This is a genomic window from Vineibacter terrae (assembly GCF_008039615.1).
GTDB classification, from domain to species: Bacteria; Pseudomonadota; Alphaproteobacteria; order Reyranellales; family Reyranellaceae; genus Vineibacter; species Vineibacter terrae.
The window spans coordinates 41,778-48,598 of record NZ_VDUZ01000064.1 but is presented as its reverse complement, the minus strand read 5'-3'; the positions used below and the strand labels follow the sequence as shown (position 1 = coordinate 48,598).

Annotated in this window: 4 protein-coding genes; 3 read left to right on the top strand and 1 reads right to left on the bottom strand. The window is 70.0% G+C overall.

The window, feature by feature from the left end:
* Nucleotides 1–146 precede the first annotated feature (146 nt).
* Both infB and rbfA read left to right on the top strand, forming a co-directional pair.
* Nucleotides 147–2,618 carry a translation initiation factor IF-2 gene (gene infB, locus FHP25_RS35900; RefSeq protein WP_408068564.1) on the top strand — a complete coding sequence of 824 codons (2,472 nt, stop codon included), beginning with the start codon at nucleotides 147–149 and terminating at the stop codon, nucleotides 2,616–2,618.
* Between the two features lie 156 nt (nucleotides 2,619–2,774).
* Nucleotides 2,775–3,218, top strand: coding sequence for a 30S ribosome-binding factor RbfA (gene rbfA / locus FHP25_RS35895; RefSeq protein ID WP_147851812.1), 444 nt, complete (start codon nucleotides 2,775–2,777; stop codon nucleotides 3,216–3,218).
* 19 nt (nucleotides 3,219–3,237) lie between these two features.
* Here rbfA and FHP25_RS35890 read toward each other — a convergent pair whose 3' ends face one another.
* Nucleotides 3,238–5,745, bottom strand: a complete 2,508-nt coding sequence (locus FHP25_RS35890; RefSeq protein WP_147851811.1) for a spermidine synthase family protein — start codon at nucleotides 5,743–5,745, stop codon at nucleotides 3,238–3,240.
* A gap of 222 nt (nucleotides 5,746–5,967) precedes the next feature.
* Here FHP25_RS35890 and FHP25_RS35885 point away from each other — a divergent pair, with 222 nt between their 5' ends.
* The gene (locus FHP25_RS35885) at nucleotides 5,968–6,801 is read left to right on the top strand and encodes a phytanoyl-CoA dioxygenase family protein (RefSeq protein WP_147851810.1); all 834 of its coding nucleotides are present in this window, start codon (nucleotides 5,968–5,970) and stop codon (nucleotides 6,799–6,801) included.
* Nucleotides 6,802–6,821: the final 20 nt, after the last annotated feature.

Sequence of the window (6,821 nt, the reverse complement as noted above, 5' to 3'; positions counted from 1 at the left end):
CCGCGCCGCCGGCCCCGCCTCCTGCCGCACCGCGTGCTGCGCCGCCGCCCGTGGCGCCCCGCGGCGCTCCGCCGGCCGGCCGGCCGGGATCGGCTGGTGGGCCGCAACACCGCGGTGCCGGTGGACCGGGAGGTCCGGCACGCACCGTGCGGCCTGGCCACGGACCTGCTGGTGGCCGTGGTGGCCCGCCGCGCTCGCCGGCCGGCCGCGGCGTCGTGCTGCGCACGCTGACCGACGAGGAGAAGGAAGCCCGCGCGCGCGCCCTGGTCGAGGCTGGCAAGGAGGAAGTGCTGCGCCGGCAGCGGGCGATCGAGGAAGCTGCCCGCCGTGCCGAGGAAGAGGTGCGGCTGGCCAAGCAGCGTGAGGAGGCCGAGCGGCGCGCGGCCGAGGAGGAGGCGCGCAAGAAGCTCGAGGAGGAAGCCAGGCGAAAGGCCGAGGACCAGCTCCAGAAGCGTCTGCGCGAGGCCCAGGCCCAGGCGCCGCAGTCGACGGCCGCGGCCCACCGCGCGCAGCAGCTGCTCGATGCCGACGGCGGCCGCGAGGATCGGACCGCGCCGCGTGCCGGGGCCGGCGCGCCGCGTCCTGCCGGTGGCGCGCCGCGTCCTGTCGGCGCACGGCCGGCGGGTGCCGCCGGGCCGGGCGGCGCCCTGCGCCGGCCGCCGATGATGCCACCGCCGAAGCGGCCGACGACGCCGGGCCGGCGCGAGGATCCGAAGCGGCGCACGGGCAAGATCGACGTCGGCGCGGCGCTCAACGACGAGGACACGGTGCGGGGACGCTCGCTGGCCGCCTTGCGGCGCGCCAACGAGAAAGAGAAGCGCAAGATGTACAGCGCTTCGGAGCCGGCGCAGAAGGTCTACCGCGAGGTCACCATCCCCGAGAGCATTTCAGTGCAGGATCTGGCCAACCGCATGAGCGAGCGCGGCGCCGACGTGATCCGCACCCTGATGAAGATGGGCCAGCTGGTCACCATCAACCATACGCTCGACGCCGACACCGCCGAGCTGGTGGTGTCGGAGATGGGCCACACGCCCAAGCGTGTCGCCGAAGGCGACATCGAGGTCGGCCTGGGCGCCGATCAGGATGCGCCCGAGGCGCTGCAGTCGCGGCCGCCGGTGGTCACCATCATGGGCCACGTCGACCACGGCAAGACGTCGCTGCTCGACGCCCTGCGCGCGACGGACGTGGCGGCGCACGAGGCCGGCGGCATCACGCAGCACATCGGCGCCTACCAGGTGAACCTGCCCTCGGGCCAGAAGATCACCTTCCTTGACACCCCGGGCCACGAGGCGTTCACCGCCATGCGTGCGCGCGGCGCCAAGGTCACCGACATCGTCGTGCTGGTGGTAGCGGCCGATGACGGCATCATGCCGCAGACCATCGAGGCGATTGCGCATGCCAAGGCGGCGCACGTGCCGATGATCGTCGCCATCAACAAGATCGACAAGCCGGGTGCCGACGCCTCGCGCGTGCGCCAGGCCCTGCTGCAGCACGAGGTGCAGGTCGAGGAGTTCGGCGGCGACGTGCAGTCGGTCGAGGTCTCGGCCCTGAAGAAGACCAACCTCGACAAGCTCGAGGAGGCGATCCTGCTGCAGGCCGAGCTGCTCGACCTGAAGGCCAACCCGGAGCGCGCCGCCGAAGGCACGATCGTCGAGGCCAAGCTCGATCCGGGCCGCGGCTCGGTGGCCACCGTGCTGGTGCAGCGCGGCACGCTGCACACCGGCGACGTGTTCGTGGCCGGCGCCGTGTGGGGCCGCGTGCGCCGTCTGGTCGACGACCGCAACAACAGCGTCGAGGTCGCCGGCCCGGCCTTCCCGGTCGAGGTGCTGGGCCTGAACGGCACGCCCGAGGCGGGCGACGAGTTCCACGTCGTCGACACCGAAAGCCGCGCCCGCGAGATCGCCGAGTACCGCGCCCGGCGCGATCGGCAGGCGCAGCTTGCCAAGGCGGCGGGCGGCCGCGGCACGCTGGAGGAGATGCTGGCCGGCATCCGCGCCGGCACCGCCAAGGAGCTGCCGGTCGTGATCAAGGCCGACGTGCAGGGCTCGGTCGAGGCGATTGCCGCCTCGCTGGCCAAGCAGTCGACCGACAAGGTCTCGGTGCGCGTGCTCTATTCCGGCGTCGGCGGCGTCAACGAGTCGGACGTGACGCTGGCGCGCGCATCGAAGGCGCTGATCATCGGCTTCAACGTGCGCGCCAACCCGCAGGCACGCGAGATGTCGCGGCGCGACAAGGTCGAGATGCGCTACTACTCGATCATCTACAACGTCGTCGACGACGTGCGGGCGTTGATGACCGGCCTGCTCGAGCCGACCTACAAGGAGACGTTCCTGGGCAACGCCGAGATCCGGCAGGTGTTCAGGATCACCAAGGTCGGCAATGTCGGCGGCTGCTACGTCACGGAAGGCCAGGTCAAGCGCGGCGCCAAGGTTCGCCTGCTGCGCGACAACACGGTCATCCACGAAGGCACGCTCAAGACCCTCAAGCGCTTCAAGGACGAGGTGCGCGAGGTCGGCGCCGGCTTCGAGTGCGGCATGGCGTTCGAGAACTACGAGGATATCCGCGAGGGCGACATCATCGAGTGCTTCGATGTCGAGGAGATCCGCCCGACGCTGTAGCACTAACCCTCCCCCAGCTTTGCTGGGGGAGGTGGCCGAAGGCCGGAGGGGGACCCGACGTAGTCTCAGTTGCGAAGACCACGTTGGCTCCCCTCCGCCCCTTCGGGGCACCTCCCCATTGCGTGAGGAGGAAGGGCAAGATCAAGGAACCCCACCATGTCCCGCCACCGTCGCACCGACCGTGCCCGCGGCGCCGATGCTGCCGGCCGGGCCAAGTCACCGCGCCAGCTGCGCGTCGGTGAAGAGCTGCGGCATGTCCTTGCCGCCGTGCTGGAGCGCGGCGAGATGCGCGACCCCGACCTGCGCGGCGTCTCCGTCACCGTGACCGAGGTCGATGTCAGCCCCGATCTGCGCAGCGCCACGGCGTTCGTGATGCCGCTGGCCGGCGCCGACCGCGAGCGGGTCATGGCGGCGCTGCGCCGCGCCGCGCCCTGGTTCCGGGCCCAGGTGGCGCAGCGCGTCGAGCTGCGGCATGCGCCCGACTTCCGCTTCGAGCTCGACCACAGCTTCGATCATGCGCACCGCATCGGCGAGCTGCTGAATTCGCCCAACGTGGCGCGCGATCTCGATGCGGCTGACGAGGCCGAGCCCAAGGAGTGAAGGCGGCGAGAAGGCTGTCCTAGCCGTCCGCGGCCGCGCTCGATGACAACGCGTGAGACGCCGTCCGGCTGGAGCGGGCGCCGGCGGTCATCAGCACCATGGCCGGAACGCCGACCAGCAGGTAGCAGGCTGCGCCGATCCTGAGCGTCGTGTCGATGCCGAAGGCGATGCTCGTGACGACGGCGACGCTGGCGGCGAGAACCCCCGCGGCGCCGTTGACTCCCCAGAACCACGGCGTGGGTCCGCTGCTGATCGCGCCGGCGAGGCGCATGCCGGTGGGAAAGCCGAAGCCCATCAGCAGCCCGGCGGGCGCCAGCACAAGCACGCAAAGCCCGGCGCGCAGGGTGAGGTCGGCGCCGTCGAGCGTGGCGAGCAGCGGCGGCAGCCAGGACGGCAGGGCGAAGACATAGACGGCGCTCGCCAGGCTCCAGACGGCGAGCTTGCCGGGCCCGTCGAGCGGCACGCGTTCCGACGCCAGGCTGCCGAAGCCGGTCCACAGGATCAGGCTGAACAGCACGACGGAGAGGGCGTAGACCGGATGCCCGAGGAAGACGCTCATCCGCTGCAGGAGCGCGATCTCGATCATCATGAAGCCGGCGCCGATCAGGGCGAAATAGGCGGTGCCGCCGGCGGCCAGCGCCCAGCCGGCCTCCCTGACGGTCGGCCGCAGCGGCACGATGATCGTGGCGGCGACAAGGGCCAGCGAGATCAGCACGAGCATGGCCAGCGTCAGCGTCGCGACCAGGTTGCCGGCGAACACGCCTGTGTGGGTGAAGCGTGAGAACACGCTCGCGTCGAGCAGCGTGGCGAACCGCAGCTGGTTGAAGAAGAAGGGCCGCGCGTCGGTCGGCGGCGTGAGGTCGAGGTAGTAGCTGGCGGTGGCACGGCTGAGCGCCGGGCGGTCGCGGGCCGTGACGATGCTCTCCAGCATCGCGGACGGCGCCGCCATGTCGGGGCTGAGCAGCACCGTGAAAACATTGGCGCTGGCGGCGTCCTTCAGCGCCGCGAGCGCGTCCGGCGCGATCGGCTGCTTCGTCACGATCAGCGTCGCCACGTTGCCCGCAGTGGCCAGGAACAGGTGGCGCCGGGGCGTGGCGGCGCCGTTCTCGATCAACGTCGCGACGGCAAGGCTGACCAGGCGCCCGGTCTCGTTCACCTCGCCGGGCGCATGCCAGCGGCTCACCGTGAACAGGCCGCCCGGGTTGAGCCGGCCGAGGAAGCGCTGCCAGGCCTCGACGGTGTAGAGGCCGTTCTCCGTCAGCGTGAAGGCGCCGGCGCCGGTCGCCGCCCAGGTGTCGATCAGGCTCATCTGGATGGCGTCGAAGGTGCGCGGCGTGCGGGCGAACCAGCTGCGCGCCTCGTCGACCTCGAACGTCACGCCGTCCAGGGCCGCGATCGCGGTGTAGCCGGCGAAGCGGGCGCGCAGGACATCGATGATGATCGGGTTGATCTCGACGCCGGTCACGTCGCTCAGGCCGAAGAGTCGCTGCGACAGCACATCGCGGCCGCCGCCGACGCCGATCACGGCGCCCGTCTTCAGGTTCGGGATGGCATACGCCAGGTTGGTCACGTCGTAGCGCAGGAAGCCGAGGCCCTCGAGGTTTCCGTCGAAGCGGTACAGGGCGGTGCCGGCGCCGCCGTCGATGAGCAGCGATCGCTGGTCGACGGTCGTTGAGCGGGGCAGGTGCGGCGAGGCCCCGAACATCGACGGCGCTTCGTTCGCGGTCTGGCTGACGGTGATGCGGGAGAATGAGTTCCAGCGGTCGTAGGCGTACTTGTCCGCCGTCTCGACGTGGTCCTTGACGTTGGTCGGCCGCACGCCGTGGTCCGTGAGGGTGTTGGCGATCGCCAGCACCAGGCAGCCGGCGACGATGCCGCGGCGGTGGCGGAACAGCCGCGAGGCGATGCCGCGTTCGCCGGAAGCGCGCCACTCCAGTGGCGCGCCCCCGGCTTGCGCGAAGGCCAGGGCTGCCAGCGCGATGAGCGCGCCCACCCACAGGACCGCCGCCGGCCCGGTCGTCAGGTTCAGGATCGCCAGGACCCCGATGCAGCCGGCGGCGGCGCCGATCAGGTCGGCGCCATAGACCTTGCCGACCGGATAGGGACTGCGCGTCAGCGCCAGGCTGACGACGACGCCGGAGAAGAAGAACGGCAGCGCGATACAGAGGGCGAACAACGTCCAGGCGACAAAGGTGGTGAGCGACGGCGAGGCCCCTGTCGTCAACGTCAATTGCACGAGGATGGCGAGATCGGTGGTGAGGGCGAAGGCCAGCGTCGCCACCGTGAGGTCGGCGGACAGCCGTTCCGGCCGGAACCGCGCCCGGCGCAGGTAGACGACCACCGCGCCGGCGGTCAGGCCGAACATGGCGATGCTGATGATGAAGAAGGCGAGGTGGTACCAGGAGATGACCGAGATGATCCTGGTCTCGATGATCTGCAGCATCAGGGTCGCTGCCGTCACCAGGCCGAGAGCCAGGTAGAACCAGAGCTTGCGCCCGGCTGCTTCGCGCATATTTGCTTCAGCCACGCGCCCTCCCGGCCCGTATATGTCGGATGATCTGTCGGCGTTTCCTGGAAGACCAGATTCCTGCCTAACGCCGTCCCGGCGTGCCGGTTCCACGCCGCCGCCGCCCCTGTTTTCGGGATGACTGCCTTCGGGCTGCGAAGATCCTTCGCGCAGATCCGGCGTCTTCTTGAAGAAGAAGGCCGGAATACAGTATAATTCGCTCTGCGGATTTGGAGAGGCGTTATGGCAGTGTTGGCCCGGGAACCGGGTTCGGCCGCCCCTGATATTGATTCCGAGTACGGGATTTCAGCCGAGCAGGTCGCCCGCTTCCGGCAGGACGGCTACATCAAGCTCAAGGGTGTGTTCAGTCGGGAAACGCTTGATGCCTATGGACGGGAGATCACGCGCCTCGTCCTTGAGCAGAGCCGGGACACGAGGCCGCTCGAGGAGCGCAACACCTACGGCAAGGCGTTCCTGCAGGTGATCAATCTGTGGCGGCAGAGCGACATCGTCCGGGAATTCGTTTCCGGCCGGCGCCTGGCGCGGATCGTGACCGAGCTGCTGCAGACCGAAGGCGTGCGGCTCTTCCACGACCAGGCCCTCTACAAGGAGTCAGGCGGCGGCTACACGCCCTGGCACATGGACCAGTTCTACTGGCCGCTGGCGACGGACCGGGTCGCCACGGCATGGGTCCCGCTGCATGCGGTGCCCATCGCGCAGGGGCCGCTGATGTTCTCCGTCGGCAGCCAGCGGATCCGCACCGGCCGCGATCTCGAGATCAGCGACGAGAGCGAAAGGACGATGAACGAGCGGCTCAAGCTGTCGAACCTGCCGGTCGACGAGACGCCGTTCGACCTCGGCGAGGTCAGCATCCACCTCGGCCGCACCTTCCACCGCGCCGGCCCCAACACGACCCAGCGTCCGCGCGAGGTCATGACCATCATCTACATGGACCGGGACATGCGGCTGGCCGCGCCCCGGAACAAGCATCAGGGCGACAACTGGAACACGAAGGTCGGCGACATCATCGCCAGCCCGCTCAACCCGATCCTGTACGAGAGGCGAGCGCCGGCATAGTCAGGGGGTCGGGGGGCGTC

What these genes read in the sequence shown, in the direction of transcription:
- rbfA (WP_147851812.1), top strand. Translation starts at nt 2,775, where the DNA reads ATGTCCCGCCACCGTCGCACCGACCGTGCCCGCGGCGCCGATGCTGCC.
- FHP25_RS35885 (WP_147851810.1), top strand. Translation starts at nt 5,968, where the DNA reads ATGGCAGTGTTGGCCCGGGAACCGGGTTCGGCCGCCCCTGATATTGAT.